The organism is Vibrio sp. 03_296 (assembly GCF_002265885.1).
Map to the genome: position 1 here is coordinate 149,582 of NZ_NPKW01000046.1, position 17,452 is coordinate 167,033.

Here is a 17,452-nt window from a genome sequence, read left to right on the forward strand (position 1 = left end):
CTTATCTTTTCCGCCAAGCTTGAGTACGACTGTCTAACCATTGGCCCAATATCATTTGCACGATTTTTGCGATAGCTGCCGATAGCATGATCATCACCGCCATTGCTGCCGCTGCGCCCGTTTGGCCTGCATCGTCCATATTTAGAATCGATACTGACGCAGGAATGGTATCCGTCGAGTAGAGGAATACTACCGCAGAAGTGGTGGTTAATGCATTAACAAACAAGTAGCTAGCAATATCCAAAACCGCAGGAAAGCACACTGGCAAACTCACTTTGAAAAAGAGCTTGTACTGTGGCAGCTTGACCGATGCTGCCGTGGCTTCAATTTCCGAAGGCAGTTGCTTGAGAGCGGTTAATGCGGTCATATGGCCGACCGTGTAATAGTGCACTACGGTGTTAATCACCAGAAACGCCATCGTACCGTAAAGCACGTTCAAAGGATTGTTCGCATCGTTGAAGTAAAAGATGTAACCCAAACCAAGCACCATCCCCGGAACCGCCATTGGTACTACGCTGAGCATTTGCATCACTTGACGAATTGGACCAAACGCACGCCCTTTCTCAATGCAGTAAGCACCGACAAAGATGATGGCTGTACCAATAACCGCGGTCCAACCTGCCATCGTTAGCGAGTTAAAGAATGGACTCCAACCATAAGTGCTCATTTCAGCGAAGTTATAGTTGTTTAGTGTCAGTGCTTTGTTCCAAGGCCAGAACGTGACCAACGAGCCGTAAACTGCCATACCCAAAACTGCCAGCACTGCGATAGAAATGATGCAGCAGTAAACCAAGCAGATGCTGTCGCGCGCTTTGTTGGGTTCTGGCTGATAAGGCACTGAACGTGTATCGAATAAGCTCTTCTGTTTTTTCTGCACCCAACGATCCGCACCAAACGCCATGACCGCAGGAAATAACAGCATGATGTTGGTTACCGCACCCATGGCAAAGTTTTGCTGGCCCACCACTTGTTTGAAGATGTCCGTCGCCAAAACGTTATAGCTTCCGCCAATGACTTTCGGCACACCAAAATCGGTGATCACCAACGTGAATACGACAATCAGAGTGCTGATCAAACCGTATTTCGCCGCAGGTAACGTCACCATAAAAAAGGTCCTCATCGGTGAGGTTTTTAGCGCTCGGGCGGCCTCATACAAACGGGCATCGGAAGTACGCATAGAAGTGGTCAAAATCATCAATGCATGAGGGAAGGTCCAAAAGATCAACCCCATTGAAATACCAATCACGCCGTAAACCGAGTTTCCTAACAGCATTTCTTTGGCAATGCCTTGATTGCCGAAAAGGAAGATCAAACTGATCGCTGGCAACAACGAAGGCGCAAGGATTGGCGCAGTACCTAGGATTTGAAACAAACCTTTCAACGGCATACATGAACGAGTCAGCGCGTAGGCATAACCAAACGCAAGCACACCCACAACCGAGGTCACTATCACGCCCAAAGTAAAGGTATTGCCCACTGACACCCACAAGCTTGAAGAGGCAAAGTAAGTCACAAAGTTGGCTAACCCAACAAACTCACCATCGCTGTTTTGTACGCTTTTGGTCAACATTGCCCAAAGCGGCATTAAGATGAACAGCACCATCAATACCGATAAACCTGCCAACAAGCCAAACAACACGAGGTTGTCACGACTGATGCGTCCAAATAAAGATTTCGCTTTGTCATGAGTGGTGAGGCTATTCATTGTCATTATCTTTGCGTCCATGTTTACACCTACGCCGCTAGTGCTTTATCAACCGAAGGCACGGGGTAACCATGCAACCCTTCTTCCGCAAACTGGACGTAACGTACATCGCCCGCCTTGATATTGAGTTTTTGAACCGTTTCTACAGGCACATCCACCACCATGGTTTGGTTTGAGCTGTCATTTTGCAATACACAATCAATGCGGAAAAACGCCCCCAGAAACTCGGTTTCGGTCACTCGCACAGGTAAAGCGTTGCTGTAGTTCTCAACGAACTTGATGCGTTCAGGGCGCACTGCCAGATCAAATCGGTCACCACGTTGGATCTTACGGTTGGTCAGGCTTGGCACTGGCATTAGGGTTTCTGCAATGCGTACTTGGGAGTCCGTCGCGACGGAGGTTTCAATAAAATTCATACTGCCGACAAACTCAGCAACAAAGCGCGTGGCTGGCTGCTGGTAGATTTCTTGAGGCGTACCAACTTGCTCAATCACCCCATGGTTCATCACCACGATGCGATCGGCCATCGACAGCGCTTCGTCCTGATCGTGTGTCACCATAATGGTGGTGATGCCGAGCTTGCGTTGCAGCTTGCAAATTTCATTGCGCAAGTGAACGCGCACTTTTGCATCCAGTGCGGACAAAGGCTCATCGAGTAACAGTAGACCTGGAGACAACGCCAACGCGCGAGCCAAAGCAACACGCTGCTGTTGCCCACCGGAAAGCTGGTTCGGGAATTTCTCACCGGAAGTTGGCAAGCCAATGGTTTCTAACCACTTCTCCACAGTCTCTAACGCTTCTTTATTCGACATACCTTGGTTCTTCAAACCCACCGCAATGTTCTCTTGCACCGTTAGGTTCGGAAACAGCGCGTAAGATTGGAATACGATGCCAAAGTCGCGCTTCTCGGGTGGTAGGAATGTGGTCTCTTGACCGTTTTGAAAGATTGCACCAGACGTTGGTAGGTCTAAGCCAGCGATGGCTCGTAATAACGTGGTTTTACCGCAGCCAGAAGGGCCCAAGAAACAAACGAATTCGCCTTTTTCGATCGCCAGAGAGATATTTTTTAATGCCGTGAACTGACCGAATTGCTTCACAACATTTTCAATACTTAGGTAAGGTTGGTTAGTTGACATAACACACACTCCAAATGGTATATACCAAATTTAGTTTTAGAGTGTTACGTTCCAATGACAAATTTATAGCCAGAAGATGACAAATAGATGAAGGGAGGTTATCGCCTCAACCTAGCACAACTCATCGTTAAAAAAACTATGACCAACTTAAGCGCCAACACCAAGCAATTACCATGGATTCCCGATCACGCTCCTTCGTCGCTATCGGGAATGACACTTAAAGCGCGACACTTCCATAATCAAAAAGCACGTCATTCCGGATGAGCCTGAGCGAGCTATCCGGAATCCATTCCGCCGCGAGCACCCATAAAACGAATGACATCGAACCTAAAGCGTCGAAACGATAAAAGACAGCCTCGACTTGGTGCCGACAGCAAACGTCCATTTCTATCGTGGTGAACTTTCGCATTCGCGCCAAAAAACACCATGGATCCCCGACCACGCTCCTTCGTCGCTATCGGGAATGACACTTAAAGCGCGACACTTCCATAATCAAAAAGCATGTCATTCCGGACGAGCCTGAGCGAGCTATCCGGAATCCATTGTGCCGCGAGTACCCATAGAACGAATGACATCGAACTTAAAGCGTCGAAACGATAAAAGACAACCTTGCCTTGGTGCCGATAACAAAAAAATCCACCTCAACCGAGGTGGATTTCAACATTCAACGCAAAGCAAATTCAATTAAGATTTTGGCTCTGATTTCGCGTCGAACTTCTTAGACCATGTCGCTAGAATTTCTGCACGCTTGCTGCCCATTTGCGCAAAGTCCATCTTCGCCATGTTCTCTTGAACGTTCGGGAAGTTAGACACGATCGCTTTCACCTGTTTGTGACCCACCACTGGGTACATTTCTACGTAAAGCTCATTTGCCGCTTTAGAGATTGACCAGTCGACAACGCGCTTCGCTGCATCCGACTCTTTTACTAGGCCAACCGCTTCTGATTCCCAGCCGATGCCTTTTGGTGTGATAACCGCTAGTGGTGCGCCTTGTGTTTTCAGCTTCGCACCGCGGCTTGCCATCGAAATACCTATAGCCACTTCACCCATACCCGCTTGAACACATGGCTTAGAGCCCGAGTGCGTGTAGTGTGCAATGTTCTTGTCTAGGTCACGCATGTAGTTCCATGCCTGATCTTCACCCATGTTTTGTAACCAAGCAGAAACCTGCATGTAGCCAGTGCCTGAAGAAGCTGGGTTCGGCATTGCAATGTGACCTTTGTAAACCGGCTTCGTTAGGTCTTCCCAAGACGTTGGTTTAGGCAGGTTAAGTTGTTTCGCTACCGCTTCGTTGAAACAAACTGCGTTAAAAAACGCATCGTTACCAAACCAAGCTTGGTTTGATTGAGGGTCGTTTAGATTCGCGTGCAGCTCTTCCAAACCTTTTGGTGTATACGGTTTTAAAAGGCCTTCTTCTTTTAGCAGTGCCATTGACGAGCCAGCCAGACCCCAAACCACTTCCGCTTGAGGGTTGTTCTTTTCTGCCAGCAATTTCGCCGTCATGATACCTGTTGAATCACGAACCCACTTAATCTTGATATCTGGGTTGTCTTTCTCAAACGCAGACTTGTATTTAGCAAGAATGTCAGTTTCGAAAGCGGTGTAAACCGTCACTTCCTGTGCAGCCATTGCATTCGTAGCTAGCAGAGAGACAAGTGCAGCCAGCGATCCTTTCATCAAACGGTTTTTCATCATTTTCTCCAGTTAATTTGGCTAAGTTTTAATTTGGTCTGTACCAGTTGACAATAACCACCCTACTGAGCCTTTATGACGAATTCATGACCATTAAATGGCAGTTTTTAGAAAATTATCGATAAATAAGCGACCAATTGATCGGTGAAATTTTGGATATGAAAGTTTTATGAAATTCACTGAATGGCTATTTACGACCCTTTTTCATCCTTGCTAGAGTGAACCCAATTACTGGTGTAGACCAATCAAATTATTCTGATGGAAATCGAGATGAAAAACGAATACCTACTACTGACTCCGGGCCCTTTATCCACTTCTGAAAGCGTTCGAGAAGCCATGCTAAAAGACTGGTGTACTTGGGATGATGAATACAACAAAGACATTGTAGAAGTGATCCGCACTAAGCTTGTAAAACTGGCGACGGAGCAAGACGGCTACACCAGCGTACTAATGCAAGGTAGCGGCACCGCATCAGCAGAAGCGACAATCGGCAGCGCCATTGGCAAAAATGGAAAGTTGTTGGTTGTCGACAACGGTGCTTACGGTGCACGTATCGCTCAGATCGCTGATTACTTAAATATTCCATGCCATGTTGTTTCCCCAGGCGAAACATCACAGCCACACTTGAACGAGGTGGAAACTGCATTGGCATCGGATCCTGCGATCACACACGTGGCGATTGTTCACTGCGAGACAACCACTGGCATGCTTAACCCTATTGAGGCCTTTGCTTCTGCTGCAAAAGCACACGGCAAAGTGGTGATTCTCGATGCCATGTCGAGCTTTGGTGGCATTCCTATCGATATCGCAGAGCTAGGCATCGATTTTATGATCAGCTCTGCAAACAAATGTATTCAAGGCGTGCCGGGCTTTGGCTTTGTGATTGCAAAACAAACTGAGCTAGAAAAGTGCCAAGGTCAGGCACGTTCTTTGAGCCTTGATCTTTACGACCAGTGGCACTGCATGGAAGTGAACCACGGCAAATGGCGTTTCACGTCTCCTACGCACACGGTTCGCGCTTTCTACCAAGCATTACTAGAGCTGGAACAAGAAGGCGGCATTGAGGCTCGTCATAACCGTTACCAAACTAACCAGAAAACACTGGTTGCAGGTATGCGCTCTTTGGGTTTCGAACCGCTACTGAATGATGAGCTTCACTCGCCAATCATCACTTCTTTCTACTCTCCAACACACAGTGATTACCAATTCAAAGCGTTCTACACGCGTTTGAAAGAGCAAGGTTTTGTGATTTATCCGGGTAAGGTATCGAACGCAGATTGCTTCCGTATCGGCAACATTGGCGAAGTTTACCCAGCAGATATCGAGCGCTTAATCGGTGCAATTGAAAAAGCAATGTACTGGAAAGTTGCGTAAAGCAGTTTGCTGATTGAGAGAGCGCTATGACTCAGAATATCAACCCCACCCATTTCCGCAGCGAAGGTGATGTCAACACAACACCAGCGCGCCAAGCTTGGAATGCATCGATGGACGACGAACGCACGCAAGCATTATTGAAGCGTGATTCGGAAGTCTTTCTTCATCAAGCCATGTCGACGCCTTGCTTAGATACCTTGGAAGCAGCAGAAGGCATCTACATCCAAGATGCCACCGGCAAAAAGTACATGGACTTCCATGGCAATAACATCCATCAGCTGGGCTACGGTCATCCGCATGTGATTAAACGTGTGCAAGAGCAAATTGCCAAACTGCCGTTTTCACCACGTCGTTTTACCAACGAGACCGCGATTGAATGTGCCGAAAAACTCACACAAATCTGTGGCGGCGAATTGAATCGCGTGTTGTTTGCTCCGGGTGGCACATCTGCGGTTGGCATGGCACTTAAACTAGCGCGCCACATCACGGGCAACTACAAGGTGGTGTCTCTGTGGGATTCCTTCCACGGCGCATCGCTAGATGCCATCTCAGTGGGTGGTGAAGCGTGTTTCCGCCAAGGCATGGGGCCATTAATGGCAGGTGTCGAGCGCATTCCACCAGCGGTGTCTTATCGTGGCGCTTTCCCAGTCGCGGACGGCAGCGATGTGCATTACGCCGACTACCTTGAATACGTGATTGAGAAAGAAGGTGGCGTGGGCGCATTTATCGCAGAAGCGGTTCGTAATACCGACGTACAAGTACCGAGCAAAGCCTACTGGAAACGCATCCGCGAAATCTGTGACAAACACAATGTCATGTTGATCATCGACGACATCCCTAATGGTATGGGTCGCAGCGGCGAATGGTTCACCTACCAAGCCTACGACATCGAGCCAGATATGCTCTGCATCGGTAAAGGCTTGGGCGGAGGCTTAGTGCCTATCGCAGCCATGGTAACCAAAGACAAATACAACACTGCCGAGCAAATCTCCATGGGTCATTACACTCATGAGAAAAGCCCTATCGGTTGTGCTGCGGCACTGGCAACCATGGAAGCGATTGAGCAAGGCGGCTTGCTAGATAAAGCCAAAGCCGACAGCCAGTTCATGCGTGAAAAGCTGCTACAGATGAAAGCCAAATACCCAGTGATTGGTGATGTACGTGGCATCGGCATGTTGTGGGGCATTGAACTGGTTACTGACCACGAAAGCAAAGCGCGTGCGTATGACGAAGCGGAAGCTGTGTTGTACCAATGCCTCAACAATGGCGTGAGCTTCAAGGTATCGCAAGGTAACGTGATTCAACTCAGCCCACCGCTGATCATCACTCGCGAACAACTGACAGAAGCGTTGGCGATCTTCGAAGAAGCGATCGCCAAAGTGTGTGAAGACTTTAACTACTTTTAGGGTCAATAGACCTCAACAAAAACCAATGTATCCAGAGCGCAGTTCCAACGTGTAGAAAAGCGCTCTGGCAAGCAAGAAAAAGGATTGAACATGAGCAACTCACCAATTCAAGCAGTGATCTTTGACTGGGCTGGCACTATCGTCGATTTCGGCTCTTTTGCACCAACCAGTATCTTTGTGGAAGCGTTCAAGCAAGGATTTGATTTCGAAATCGATCTTGAAGAAGCGCGTGAACCAATGGGGCTTGGTAAATGGGACCACATCCAAGCTGTGGGTCGTATTCCTACAGTTGATAAGCGTTGGAATGAGAAGTTTGGTCGCTCAATGACCAGCGAAGACATCGACGCTATCTACGCAGCATTTATGCCTTTGCAGAAAGCAAAAGTGGCTGACCACGCAGAGCCAATTCTCAATGCGATTGAAGTGGTGAACGGTCTGAAAGACAAAGGCATCAAGATCGGTTCTTGTTCTGGTTACCCCCGCGAAGTGATGGACGTGCTGATTCCGGTGGCAGCGGATTACGGCTACAAACCGGATTACGTAGTAGCAACGGATGACCTGCCTCAAGGTGGTCGCCCTGCGCCATTTATGGCACTCAAGAACGTGATTGAGCTGAACGTGACCGATGTAAATGCCTGTATCAAAGTGGATGACGCAGCCCCGGGTATCGATGAAGGTCATAACGCCGGTATGTGGACCGTTGGTTTACTGCTTTCTGGCAACGAAGCAGGTCTTACGTTTGAAGAGTACCAAACCGCGGACGAAGCGACACTTAATGCCGCTCGTGAAAAAGCGCGTGCAAAATTACTCAAGAGCTCGCCGCATTACCTCATCGACACCATTGCTGACTTCCCAGAAGTGGTGGCAGATATCGAACGTCGCCTAGCAGCAGGTGAGCGTCCATAGCGATTAAAATCACGGCACCATAAACGAACGCCACGTGGACAGCACGTGGCGAACTCGTCCTCAGAAAAGCGCCTCAGAAAAAACTGATAGGCAGATAAAAATCCAGCTCGAACGCTTCACTTTCATTGACAAAATGATTGCTGTGATAGTGTACATAAGCGGGCGTTGAGCGCAGTTTGAAACCTGACGCTGGCAACCATTTTTCCAACACCATGCTGATTTGAGGCAGCAATTCCCCATACACCCCATGCAGACGAAACACCGCGTGCAAACCACCAGGAATCACCATTTGATTCACCACTCCCCGATATTTCAAAGGCTTATCTATCGCGATACAGGCCACATAACGGCACTTATCCAACTCAACCCACGCTGGGTTGGAATGGTGCAAGCCAAATTGCACCTCAAATGAGCGCCCTTCACTGTTTGCCCACGCTTTGAGGATCAGCCACGCATTTTTGATCGATCGGTTATACCCCACATGGCGCACATACGCCGCCATGCGCTCAGGCACTTCGGTAATTTTCGGTTCGGGTAAGGTCCGTTTCGCCACGCGATGATAACCCGCCGCTACCTCAGGATCCTTCAAATAGGGTTTATCGGAGATGTGCAAATCGTGACAACGCCACTCTCCAGGCGCCATAGAGAATGTCGCTTTGAACGCACGACTAAAAGAGGAGACCGAGCTAAAACCGCATTTGTTGGCAATATCGAGTACCGACGAGCGCGTATCAAACATCAATTGATTGGCCGCGTACTCCATTCTAGTGCGCCGAATATATTGATGAATGGATTCGCCAACGACCTGTTTAAACACGCGATGAAAATGCTGCTCGGAGTAAGCTGCCACATCGGCCAGTGCTTTGGCAGACAGTTCACGACTGATGTCTTGATGAATGAAGTAAAGAACGTCATTGATACGGGATATGTGCTGCTGACTCATCAACGAAAATAGCATAAATGGACATATTCAAGAGCATAAATGGACATTTCACAAAACTCAACCCCATGTACTATCAGTCGAATAAACAAAATAAAAGACAGACAGGAAACACAATGGAAATCGCTCGTTCGTTACAACAAATTCAATCGTCCTATATTCGCGAAATCCTCGCTGCTGCGAGCGATCCTAGTGTCATTTCTCTTGCTGGTGGTTTGCCTGATGAGCAAACTTTCCCAATCGAGTTAATGAAACCGACATTGGAAAAACTCTCTGAGATGCCGCAAGTATTCCAATACGGTGCCACGGCGGGTTACGCCCCACTGCTTAACTTTCTAAAAACCTACATGTCGCTGCCTGAAACACACATGGCAATGGCGTGTACTGGTTCGCAGCAAGGGCTCGACCTCATCGCTCGCGCTTATATTAACCCGGGTGACACCGTGGTGATGGAAGCGCCAAGCTATCTTGGTGCGATGCAAGTGTTTGGCCTTGTCAGTGCCAACATTGTCACGGTTTCTCAAACCGAAGCGGGGCCGAATCTTGACGAACTTGAAGCGTGTTTTAAGCAGCATTCGCCAAAAATGTTCTACGCCGTACCTGATTTTCACAACCCAACGGGCGTGTGTTGGTCACTCGAAACGCGCAAACAGGTCGCCAAGCTGTGTATCGAACACAAAGTGGCATTCATTGAAGATGCGCCATACCGTGAGCTTCGCTTCCAAGGTGAAGCGCTGCCGCTGGTTTCCGATTTCTGCCCGCAAGATTCGATTGTGCTTCGTTCGTTTTCAAAGATCGCCTCTCCGGGTCTACGCATTGGTATCGTAACAGGCAAAGTCAGCTACCTAGAACCGTTAATCAAAGTAAAACAAGGGGCCGACCTTCATTCCAGCGTGCCGATGCAAGCCCTGCTGCTTGGTTTGCTTGAGCATGAAAAATTCCCAGAGCATATGGAAAAAATCCGCACGCTATATCAATCTCGCTACCAAGTATTGGCAGAGGCGCTGCAAACGCAGTTGCCTGCAAACTGCCAGTTGAAATCGGTCGATGGCGGCATGTTTGTCTGGGTAACGCTACCAGAATGCGATACGTTCGCACTGGCTAAATCGCTGCTCGGTAATGGTGTTGCGGTGGTCCCTAGCCCGGTGTTTTACCCTGCGGGACAAAAAGCGCAAGCCGCGCTGCGTCTCAACTTCACCAATGCTACGCCAGAACAGTTGAAAGAAGCCGTGACGCGATTGGCGGAAGGTCTTAAACTAGCCTTAGTTTAAGAACATGAAAAATCGAGACTAAACCGCCTACGGGCGGTTTTTTCATCGTCGTCGTAATGAGCGAGAGAAACATTGTGGCTACAAAAAACAGATTAATTCGTTATCTCAGTATTGATGCAGAAACGCTGTTCGAGCGAGAAGAGGCGTTGATCAAGCAGGTACAGGCTGGTGAACTCGATCAGGTCCTGTTGCTTTGGCAAGTAAAGCACCCCACGCTTGTGCTACCCGCTGGTAATAAATGGCCACAAACCGAACATTTACGCGCTGAACTCGCCGAGCTTGGCTGGAAACTGACGGCACGAAAAACTGGGGGAGCGCCGGTACCACAAGTGCCGGGCATTATTAACCTCTCGCACCTCTACCACTGGCCGCAAGATCAAGCCTATGACATCCGTTCAGCCTATTTGAAACTGTGTGATACTCTGCGCGGCTTTTTTCAGCAATTTGGCTTAGAGGCCGATGTTCATGCCACACCGGGGTCTTATTGTGATGGTGATTACAATCTCAACATTGCTGGACAAAAAATTGTGGGGACCGCGCAACGTGTGCTGCTGAAAAAATCCGGTGGGCAGATCATCCTTGCTCAAGCGTGTTTATTGATCGATGCCGACATGGCCAAGATAGTCAAACCCGTTCAATTGTGTAATCAACTGAGCAATCATAACGCGGAAATCCTTGCCGATGTGCATACGCCGTTGTTTGAGCATATTGAGCAAAGACCATCGATAGATCGCTTGTTTCAATCCTTGTCGGATGCGTTTGTCAGACAAGTGAAATCCTGAGAGAGGGAGTGCGCGTCCCTGCGCCGTTGGGGAAATTATTTTACGTCAATCAGTGCTTGAGTAATTTGCTTCGCCAGCTCGTGGTTAGAACCTGACAACGATAACGCCGTTCTGGTGTCTTCAACCAAACGATGCATATTACTTTGAATCGTATGTGAATCTGATAGCTGCTTTTGCACACTCTCAATAACATTCGCCACCGAGCGTTGGCTTTCGCCAGACATCTGCACCAAGCTTTCCATATCACTCACGGTTTTTTCTGCAATTTCTGCACTGTAGTGGATGACTTGCTCCACTTCCTTCTGCTTTTCCATCACCTGCGCAGAAATATCCATGATGGATTTCATCTCAAAGCTAATGCTGTCGGCAGATTCCGTTGCCGTGTTGGCCAAAGAGCGCACTTCGTCTGCGACTACAGCAAAGCCGCGTCCGTGCTCACCGGCGCGCGCAGCCTCAATCGCCGCATTCAGTGCCAACAAGTTGGTTTGTGCAGCAATACCTTTGATGGAGTCCACCAATTTTCCGATGTTTTGGTTGTTTTGCTCTAACGAATTCAACAATTTGGTAAATTCACAAATCTGCACTTTTGAATCATGGATCTGCTCCATAACACTATGCAACTTCAAAATGGCCTGTGACGCAGTGTCTGCTGTTTGCGTTGCTGAGCGATAAGAATCTGCGGATAAACGTTCTATATCGTTAGATTGCTCGATGAAATACCCCACCAGCTCTGAGCTTTCCGTAATAGAGGTCATGCGATTGGCAGACGCCTTATTTACATTGCTCGCGTTGGTGACAATTTGCTGCGCATAAGCCAAGGGATTATCTTGGACAAACTGCTGATAGCGTGCTTCGGTTGCTTCTAATTCTACTAGTCGTGAGCGATCAATAATGATCTGGTCTTGCTCTAATTTCTTTTGGAATAGTCTAAATTTCATTCAGTTACGCACTCTTTCGCATGGCCAATGTTGCACTCACGCTGGCTTGGGTAGAAACACAAAATGGCACCATATAAGTCAGCAAAATTTTTAGTACGCGCTCACTCTCGACCTGACCCGCGAATAATGCATCACCGTGATTGATCATCATTAGTACCGTACCGACAATCGCCGCCACCTTGATGGAGCGTTTCAAAATTGAAGGGGTTTTCGCGGTCGAGATAAAATCACTCAACGTTGTTTTTCTGCTTGTCGATTTCAATTCTGAAGTTGGCATGGCAAAGGTCAGCTCCCTTTTGTCTTATCGCGTTGTCTTATCGCGGTTTAATTTGTGTGATTACTTTGGAGTTACCACCAGCAAATGCAGGAATAATTCGTTTTAACGGGGTTAACAGTAAAGGAATTGTTCTGTACGATGAATGCTTACTCGTCCACAAATTATGCTCAGGAGTACAATTTGGAGCCCTTTTCTCATTTAATTCAACATATGCGGTTAGACGTTGAGGTGTATCACAATGCCCAAGTGTGCGGAAACTGGGTAATAAATAAAGACGAAGCCACCCACACCAGTTTCCATATGGTGACCAAAGGCGACTGTCGTTTAGATGTTCCTGACGTGATGCAAGAAACCCTGAACACGGGTGACTTGGTCATTTTCCCCAAAGAGCTCAGCCATCGCCTCTCCCCCATTACACCATTGATTGGCGAGCAGCAGCATCTCAGCTATGCGCAATGCCAAGATCCAAACTCCACTGGATTATTATGCGCGAAAGTCGAATTCCAACACATCGGCATTCATGGCATTTTGCAAGCCTTGCCTTGTGTCTTCGTCATCAAAGCAGAAGAAAGTGAAAAATGGCTGACGCCAATCATGTCAATGATTCTTGCTGAAAGTTACCAAGACGGAACAGGGTCGGATGTGATCATCGGCAGGCTTGCCGAGCTGCTGTTTATCAACGCGTTGAGGGCTTACTTGTACTCGCACCCCGAACAAGTGGGGCTGCTCTCTTTGTACGCCCACCCCAAGCTGCGTCATGTCATTTCTGCGGTTCACCAGCAGCCACAACATGACTGGACATTGGAATCTCTCGCCAAGCACTGCGCTATGTCGCGCAGTGCACTCGCGAACACGTTTCGTCAGATCAGTGGTTCAACGGTCATCGAGTATTTGACGTGGTGGCGCATGCAGCTTGCTTGGAGCCAAATTAAGGCTGGAGACAGCATCGCTTTGGTCGCCGAATCGGTGGGCTATCGCTCGGAAGCGGCGTTTTCAAGGGCCTTTAAGAAAGCGTTTCTTGTTAGCCCCGGAAAAGCTCGCAAAGAAGCTTGATCTTACGCTTGAAGAATGGCTTTCAGCTCTGACAGTGACGTCACGGTGTAGTGAGGAGCAATCGCGGCATCAGGCTGACTTCCTGGATGTTGCAACCAACAGGTTTCAATACCAAAGTTCAGCCCGCCGAGAATGTCAGAGTGAAGGTTGTCTCCCACCATCAGAATTTTGCTTTTGCATGGCAATCCTGCCACTTGCAACGCGTGGTCAAAAATGGCGAGATCCGGTTTCGCAACGCCCACTTGTTCTGAGATCACCACTTTGTCGAAATAGGCACTCATTCCGGTACGCTCTAAACGTACGGCCTGCAACTCAGTAAAACCGTTGGTGATAATGCCCATCTTCACTTTGCCGTGTAGCGCTTCCATCAGCTCTTGTGCGCCAGGCAGCAACGTACAAATATCCGCCATGGCATCGAGAAACGCAGAGTTAAGCTCCAAAGTCGTGGTATCGAGTCTTTTCGCCCAATCAGCAAAACGTCGATGCTTGATCTCTTCTGCGGTGATCTTGCCATCTTGGTAGTCTACCCAAAGTGGTTTGTTGACAGTTTGATACTCTTGAAAGTCCTCTTGCGTGAAATCCACGCCTTTACGGGCAAACATCAATTGCATGCCTTTAAAAGCATCAAAGTGAAAAAGGGTTTCGTCTGCGTCAAACCAGATCCATTCGTATTTCATTGTTTTACTTCCACAACCAACTCATTTTTCGCTAGTTTAGATTGTTTTTCAATTTAAGATAATCACCACACTGAGAAAAACATTGTATCCTTAGTGGCAACAATCTCATTTTCATCACGAGCCCTATGCATAGTCAATTCTCCGATTTGCCGATTTTTGTCTCGGTTGTTGAATGCGGCAGCTTTTCCTCTGCTGCCAAACAGCTCCATTTAACCAAATCCGCCGTTAGTAAACGCATCAATCATCTCGAAGATAAACTCGGTAGCCGCTTGTTGAATCGTACCACTCGAAAGCTGAGCTTAACGGAGGCAGGAGAACGTTACTACGAATACGCGGCGCAAGCACTCAATCTGGCCAGACAAGGGGTTGATGCCGTTACCGAACTCCAAGGTGAGCCACGAGGAAGACTGAAAATCACGGCCCCAATGACTTTTGGTGTGCTTCATGTTGCCCCGCTGATCAGTGAGTTTTTGAGCCGTTATCCTAAGGTCGAAGTAGATTTGCAGTTGGAAGATCAGATGGTCGACCTCGTGGCTGGCCGCTTCGATCTCGGCATTCGTATTGGTCACCTACCTGATTCGAACCTTATTGCAAAACGTCTTGCGCCCTGCCGCACCGTATTATGTGCCTCGCCAGACTATGTTTCCCGCATGGGTTCACCGAGCAAACCTGCCGATCTCGCTCAGCACAATTGCTTGCGCTACAGTTATTTTCGCGGTGGTAACGAGTGGCTTTTTCTCAATCAAGGTAACGAATACAGAGTTCTGCCTAAGGGCAATTTTATCGTCAACAATAGTGAAGCCATCCGAAGAGCACTGCTTGCCGGCATTGGCATTGCGCAAATGCCGACATTTATCATCGGCAAAGAGTTACGTGATAGAAAACTCGTCAACCTCATGCCTGAGTATCAGTTGCCACAACATTTTCTCTACGCTGTTTTCCCAGAACGCAAACACATGCCATTGAAAGTCCGGATGTTTATCGACTTCCTCAACGAAAAACTGGGCAGTGATGCACCGTACTGGGATTCGGCTACTGACACGTTCTGACAGCGAAGAGAGGTAATGTGAGTTTGACTATCACACAACAGGAGAATCTCTCATGGAACAAGTTATCGAGTTAGTAAGCTACACATTAGTGGAAGGGGCAACAGAGCAGGACATCGTTGCAGCGACAGAACAAAGCCATCGGTTTATCGCCACTCTGCCCGGTTTTCTTTATCGCTCGCTAAGTCACGACTGCACCACCAATCGTTGGACAGACATTGTTTACTGGCAAACAATGGACGATGCCAAGAATGCCGGTGAGCAGTTTACGGCTTGCCCTGATTGCCAACCATTGATGGGATTGATCGAGCATCCGTCATTAGTGATGCAACATCAGTTGATCAAAATGAGTTCATGCAGCACTCAGTAATCGACAAGCATCACATAACCCAGTTTGTTTAATTTAGGAACACCATGAGTAAATCGGAACGACTATTTGAACTGCTCACTCTATTACGCTCAAAGCGTTACGCAGTCACCGCTAAGCAACTTGCCGAAACAATGGAAGTGAGCGAGCGGACGATTTATCGTGATATTCAGTCACTGATTCACTCAGGCGTTCCCATTCAAGGAGAAGCGGGCGTTGGCTACTTACTCCAAAGTGGTTCTCACCTGCCACCGCTGATGTTTACTGAAAAAGAGATGATGGCACTGGAACTTGGCATGCGAATGGTGCGAGCTTGGTCAGATGCAGAGTTGGCCGACGCGTCGCGCTCCGCCTCCATCAAGATTCTTTCCGTCCTGCCGGATAAGCTCAAACAGCAAGTGGAAGATTTTCCTCTCATTGTGCCAGAGTTTCATACCCATTCAGAAACCGCAAAGCGCGGGCAACTGCTGCGACACGCGATTGAACATCACTTTAAAGTTAGCCTCGATTATCAAGATGAAAACGGCCAAACCACTGAACGTAAAATCCAACCTCTTGGCCAGTTCTTCTGGGGCAAGGTTTGGACATTGGTCGCCTGGTGCGAACTTCGCCAAGATTACCGTCAGTTTCGCCTAGACCGAATCCAAGCAATGCGTATGCACGATGAAGAGTTTGAAACAACCGCAAGCAAATCGCTCAAGCATTATCTAGCGCTATACGAACCAACGGATTGATAGCGAACAAGCGGCATGAGCGTTTTCCGCATCAAAGTCCTTAGCAAACTGTTTGCGTTACTTGTCTAACTGTCGAATCAGTTTCGCTGGGGTGCCCCCATACAAACAGTCTGGCGGGACATCATGATTAACCACCGAGTTCGCAGCGATGACAGAACGAGCTCCAATGGTGACCCCCTGATTGATGACGCAATTTCCACCAATCCAAACATCATCTTCGACAACAATCGGTTTGCAGAAGGTTTCCCACTGGCGTCGGCTTCGATAATCAAGGGAATGAGAAGCGGTATAAAACTGGCAACTCGGGCCAATTAACACGTGACTGCCTATCGTAATGTGCGCCCCATCCAGCATCACAACATTCATGTTGATGAACGTTTCCTCACCAATAGAGATGGTTTTGCCAAATTCACACATAAATGGAGGCTGGATATAACTGTTGCCCATGCTGGCAAAGAGCTGTTTTTGCAGTGCGATGCGTTGTTCTGTTTCCGTTGCCGCGTTGATCTCTTTCAATAACACCGCAGCACGATTGCGAATCGCATCAATTTCCGTATCCGCGCCATCAAAGATTTGCCCGGAATTCATTTTTTCAAATTCAGTCATCGGATATACCTCATCCTAAGTGACGAAAAATACTCATCCATCCTAACCAGAAGTCAAAAAGAAAAAAGAGAAAAGCCTTCACTTTTCTCTTCCGCTTTAACGAGTTATTTATGTCGTTTGGATTTAAACGATTTCCCAGCTGTGCGTCATTTCGACACCGGCACCGAGCATTAAGCACACAGAACAATATTTTTCGAGAGAGTCCGCCGTCACTTTTGCCACGATAGCTTCATCAAGTTGTTCACCCGAAACGACGAAATGAATGTTCACTGCGGTAAAAATACGTGGGGCGGTTTCACGACGCTCTGTGCTCAGTTTTGCGTTCACAGAACTCACTTTCTGACCTGCCGTTTTCAAACCGTCTACCACATCAACAGAGCTACAACCACCCGCGGCCATTAGCACCATTTCCATAGGGCTTGGCGCCGTTGCACCCCCATTTCCGTCCATAACAACGGAATGTCCTGACTGCGAGGTACCCAAAAATTTAAAATCTTCTACCCACTTAACTTCTGCTTGCATGGCTTCTATTCTCAACATTG

General features: G+C 48.1%; 18 protein-coding genes. 9 read left to right on the forward strand and 9 right to left on the reverse strand.

Features of this window, described 5'->3' with window-relative positions:
• Nucleotide 1 precedes the first annotated feature (1 nt).
• From CIK04_RS04415 to CIK04_RS04425, 3 genes are all read right to left on the reverse strand, one after another.
• On the reverse strand, nt 2–1,726 hold the full coding sequence (locus tag CIK04_RS04415) for a putative 2-aminoethylphosphonate ABC transporter permease subunit (RefSeq protein WP_097352546.1): 1,725 nt from the start codon (nt 1,724–1,726) through the stop codon (nt 2–4).
• Nucleotides 1,727–1,734: 8 nt separating this feature from the next.
• Nucleotides 1,735–2,841 carry a putative 2-aminoethylphosphonate ABC transporter ATP-binding protein gene (locus CIK04_RS04420; protein WP_097352545.1) on the reverse strand — a complete coding sequence of 369 codons (1,107 nt, stop codon included), beginning with the start codon at nt 2,839–2,841 and terminating at the stop codon, nt 1,735–1,737.
• A gap of 684 nt (nt 2,842–3,525) precedes the next feature.
• Nucleotides 3,526–4,536 carry a putative 2-aminoethylphosphonate ABC transporter substrate-binding protein gene (locus tag CIK04_RS04425; RefSeq protein WP_097352543.1) on the reverse strand — a complete coding sequence of 337 codons (1,011 nt, stop codon included), beginning with the start codon at nt 4,534–4,536 and terminating at the stop codon, nt 3,526–3,528.
• Between the two features lie 267 nt (nt 4,537–4,803).
• Between CIK04_RS04425 and phnW the strand changes: the two genes are divergently transcribed.
• The 3 genes from phnW to phnX all read left to right on the forward strand — a co-directional run bounded on the left by phnW (nt 4,804) and on the right by phnX (nt 8,219).
• A complete protein-coding gene (gene phnW, locus CIK04_RS04430) occupies nt 4,804–5,907 on the forward strand; it encodes a 2-aminoethylphosphonate--pyruvate transaminase (RefSeq protein ID WP_097352542.1) in 1,104 nt (367 codons plus the stop codon).
• Between the two features lie 26 nt (nt 5,908–5,933).
• On the forward strand, nt 5,934–7,313 hold the full coding sequence (locus tag CIK04_RS04435; RefSeq protein WP_097352541.1) for an aspartate aminotransferase family protein: 1,380 nt from the start codon (nt 5,934–5,936) through the stop codon (nt 7,311–7,313).
• A gap of 90 nt (nt 7,314–7,403) precedes the next feature.
• Complete coding sequence (gene phnX / locus CIK04_RS04440) at nt 7,404–8,219, forward strand: phosphonoacetaldehyde hydrolase (RefSeq protein WP_097352540.1); 816 nt, start codon at nt 7,404–7,406, stop codon at nt 8,217–8,219.
• Nucleotides 8,220–8,292: 73 nt separating this feature from the next.
• On the opposite strand, the gene CIK04_RS04445 is transcribed toward phnX, so the two are convergent.
• A complete protein-coding gene (locus CIK04_RS04445) occupies nt 8,293–9,162 on the reverse strand; it encodes a GyrI-like domain-containing protein (RefSeq protein WP_026050742.1) in 870 nt (289 codons plus the stop codon).
• A 113-nt stretch (nt 9,163–9,275) separates the two neighbouring features.
• Between CIK04_RS04445 and CIK04_RS04450 the strand changes: the two genes are divergently transcribed.
• Both CIK04_RS04450 and CIK04_RS04455 read left to right on the forward strand, forming a co-directional pair.
• A complete protein-coding gene (locus CIK04_RS04450; protein ID WP_026050743.1) occupies nt 9,276–10,430 on the forward strand; it encodes a PLP-dependent aminotransferase family protein in 1,155 nt (384 codons plus the stop codon).
• A 56-nt stretch (nt 10,431–10,486) separates the two neighbouring features.
• Nucleotides 10,487–11,212: a lipoate--protein ligase gene (locus CIK04_RS04455; RefSeq protein WP_097352539.1), complete on the forward strand. Its 726-nt coding sequence runs from the start codon at nt 10,487–10,489 to the stop codon at nt 11,210–11,212.
• A 35-nt stretch (nt 11,213–11,247) separates the two neighbouring features.
• On the opposite strand, the gene CIK04_RS04460 is transcribed toward CIK04_RS04455, so the two are convergent.
• Both CIK04_RS04460 and nrtS read right to left on the reverse strand, forming a co-directional pair.
• Entirely contained in the window at nt 11,248–12,150 is a 903-nt protein-coding gene (locus CIK04_RS04460) for a methyl-accepting chemotaxis protein (RefSeq protein WP_017422464.1), read from the reverse strand.
• Nucleotides 12,151–12,154: 4 nt separating this feature from the next.
• Nucleotides 12,155–12,427 carry a nitrate/nitrite transporter NrtS gene (nrtS, locus tag CIK04_RS04465; protein WP_011151841.1) on the reverse strand — a complete coding sequence of 91 codons (273 nt, stop codon included), beginning with the start codon at nt 12,425–12,427 and terminating at the stop codon, nt 12,155–12,157.
• A gap of 126 nt (nt 12,428–12,553) precedes the next feature.
• Between nrtS and CIK04_RS04470 the strand changes: the two genes are divergently transcribed.
• Complete coding sequence (locus CIK04_RS04470; protein ID WP_097352538.1) at nt 12,554–13,480, forward strand: AraC family transcriptional regulator; 927 nt, start codon at nt 12,554–12,556, stop codon at nt 13,478–13,480.
• A 2-nt stretch (nt 13,481–13,482) separates the two neighbouring features.
• On the opposite strand, the gene yjjG is transcribed toward CIK04_RS04470, so the two are convergent.
• Nucleotides 13,483–14,157: a pyrimidine 5'-nucleotidase gene (gene yjjG, locus CIK04_RS04475; RefSeq protein ID WP_017791650.1), complete on the reverse strand. Its 675-nt coding sequence runs from the start codon at nt 14,155–14,157 to the stop codon at nt 13,483–13,485.
• A 125-nt stretch (nt 14,158–14,282) separates the two neighbouring features.
• On the opposite strand from yjjG, the gene CIK04_RS04480 reads away from it, so the two are divergent.
• From CIK04_RS04480 to CIK04_RS04490, 3 genes are read left to right on the forward strand one after another with little or no spacing between them, the layout of a single operon-like run.
• Nucleotides 14,283–15,206 (forward strand): LysR family transcriptional regulator, encoded by a 924-nt coding sequence (locus CIK04_RS04480; protein WP_038940049.1) that lies wholly within the window; start codon nt 14,283–14,285, stop codon nt 15,204–15,206.
• Between the two features lie 52 nt (nt 15,207–15,258).
• Nucleotides 15,259–15,573, forward strand: coding sequence for a hypothetical protein (locus CIK04_RS04485; protein ID WP_038964482.1), 315 nt, complete (start codon nt 15,259–15,261; stop codon nt 15,571–15,573).
• Nucleotides 15,574–15,617: 44 nt separating this feature from the next.
• Nucleotides 15,618–16,304: a YafY family protein gene (locus tag CIK04_RS04490; protein ID WP_017422459.1), complete on the forward strand. Its 687-nt coding sequence runs from the start codon at nt 15,618–15,620 to the stop codon at nt 16,302–16,304.
• Nucleotides 16,305–16,361: 57 nt separating this feature from the next.
• On the opposite strand, the gene CIK04_RS04495 is transcribed toward CIK04_RS04490, so the two are convergent.
• Complete coding sequence (locus CIK04_RS04495) at nt 16,362–16,910, reverse strand: sugar O-acetyltransferase (RefSeq protein WP_097352537.1); 549 nt, start codon at nt 16,908–16,910, stop codon at nt 16,362–16,364.
• 123 nt (nt 16,911–17,033) lie between these two features.
• Nucleotides 17,034–17,432: an OsmC family protein gene (locus CIK04_RS04500; protein ID WP_026050746.1), complete on the reverse strand. Its 399-nt coding sequence runs from the start codon at nt 17,430–17,432 to the stop codon at nt 17,034–17,036.
• Nucleotides 17,433–17,452 lie beyond the last annotated feature (20 nt).

Bases quoted from the DNA above. Each gene is read 5' to 3' on its own strand.
- CIK04_RS04480 (WP_038940049.1), top strand. From the start codon at position 14,283: ATGCATAGTCAATTCTCCGATTTGCCGATTTTTGTCTCGGTTGTTGAA.
- yjjG (WP_017791650.1), bottom strand. From the start codon at position 14,157: ATGAAATACGAATGGATCTGGTTTGACGCAGACGAAACCCTTTTTCAC.
- CIK04_RS04460 (WP_017422464.1), bottom strand. From the start codon at position 12,150: ATGAAATTTAGACTATTCCAAAAGAAATTAGAGCAAGACCAGATCATT.
- CIK04_RS04500 (WP_026050746.1), bottom strand. From the start codon at position 17,432: ATGCAAGCAGAAGTTAAGTGGGTAGAAGATTTTAAATTTTTGGGTACC.
- phnW (WP_097352542.1), top strand. From the start codon at position 4,804: ATGAAAAACGAATACCTACTACTGACTCCGGGCCCTTTATCCACTTCT.
- CIK04_RS04490 (WP_017422459.1), top strand. From the start codon at position 15,618: ATGAGTAAATCGGAACGACTATTTGAACTGCTCACTCTATTACGCTCA.
- CIK04_RS04415 (WP_097352546.1), bottom strand. From the start codon at position 1,726: ATGGACGCAAAGATAATGACAATGAATAGCCTCACCACTCATGACAAA.
- phnX (WP_097352540.1), top strand. From the start codon at position 7,404: ATGAGCAACTCACCAATTCAAGCAGTGATCTTTGACTGGGCTGGCACT.
- CIK04_RS04445 (WP_026050742.1), bottom strand. From the start codon at position 9,162: ATGAGTCAGCAGCACATATCCCGTATCAATGACGTTCTTTACTTCATT.
- CIK04_RS04485 (WP_038964482.1), top strand. From the start codon at position 15,259: ATGGAACAAGTTATCGAGTTAGTAAGCTACACATTAGTGGAAGGGGCA.
- CIK04_RS04435 (WP_097352541.1), top strand. From the start codon at position 5,934: ATGACTCAGAATATCAACCCCACCCATTTCCGCAGCGAAGGTGATGTC.
- CIK04_RS04425 (WP_097352543.1), bottom strand. From the start codon at position 4,536: ATGATGAAAAACCGTTTGATGAAAGGATCGCTGGCTGCACTTGTCTCT.
- CIK04_RS04495 (WP_097352537.1), bottom strand. From the start codon at position 16,910: ATGACTGAATTTGAAAAAATGAATTCCGGGCAAATCTTTGATGGCGCG.
- CIK04_RS04450 (WP_026050743.1), top strand. From the start codon at position 9,276: ATGGAAATCGCTCGTTCGTTACAACAAATTCAATCGTCCTATATTCGC.
- CIK04_RS04420 (WP_097352545.1), bottom strand. From the start codon at position 2,841: ATGTCAACTAACCAACCTTACCTAAGTATTGAAAATGTTGTGAAGCAA.
- CIK04_RS04455 (WP_097352539.1), top strand. From the start codon at position 10,487: ATGAGCGAGAGAAACATTGTGGCTACAAAAAACAGATTAATTCGTTAT.
- nrtS (WP_011151841.1), bottom strand. From the start codon at position 12,427: ATGCCAACTTCAGAATTGAAATCGACAAGCAGAAAAACAACGTTGAGT.